A 795-nucleotide genomic window follows, 5' to 3' on the forward strand; every position below is an offset into this window, starting at 1 on the left:
TCCCTGAGATTGACAGGAGTGCAGCTGATTCAGAGCAAAGTATTCACGTGTATCTTCGCAGGTATTATTATGATATGCAGGAAGCATATTCTCGACAGACAGACCGTGCCTGAACAGAACACCAATATCGTGTGCGGCAAGCTGCAACCCTTTCAAAGAGTTATCCCGGCTCAGACCCAGGGCCCCCTCAGATTCATGCACGTAGCGATGATAAAGCTCATCCGAAGCGGTGTGAAAAAGATAGCCTGGTAGCGGGCCTGTACCCTCCACTGTGGCAACCTGCTCTTCCAGTCGGCCTTTCTTTGCGGCGGGCAACGCCAGCAAGGATTCCGGATTTTTAATACCAAAATTACCCAGAGGAACCGGGAGCCTGCTGCGAATATCCATCCCCTGCCCAGACCCCGATGACTGAAACAGAGCCTGCTGCTCCCTCAAAAAACCAAGAACACCGGCTTCCCGAGTCAACTCCTCCAGCGCTTCAACCTGACTGGACGTTCGCTTTCGTAACTTGATGCGATAACACCGAGCTTCGCCCTCCGCCTGGGTAAACAAAGAACGACCGTAAACACCAGTACAACCTTCCTGCTTCACAAATTTTTCCAAAAACGCAGCCGGCAGCTCCGGCATGGCTTTGATCTCATTCCCGGAGGTGCGAACAGTATCGGCAAGATGCTGCCGGTATGCGGTTTTTATTGCCTCAGAGGGTTCTGGAGGTATAAAGCATTTGCCAGCAGCATAAAACAAAAGGCTATTCCAGGGGTAAGCCTGCTCCCATTCTGCTCCCAGTGGATTTAA

The 795-nt window shown here is 51.7% G+C and carries 1 protein-coding gene; it reads right to left on the bottom strand.

The genetic code is table 11. The annotated features are described in order from the left end of the window. The coding region (locus tag M3P05_RS20555; RefSeq protein WP_249702009.1) for a hypothetical protein at positions 1-795 on the bottom strand (795 nt) is incomplete at both ends.

Source organism: Parendozoicomonas callyspongiae (assembly GCF_023502345.1).
GTDB classification, from domain to species: Bacteria; Pseudomonadota; Gammaproteobacteria; order Pseudomonadales; family Endozoicomonadaceae; genus Sansalvadorimonas; species Sansalvadorimonas callyspongiae.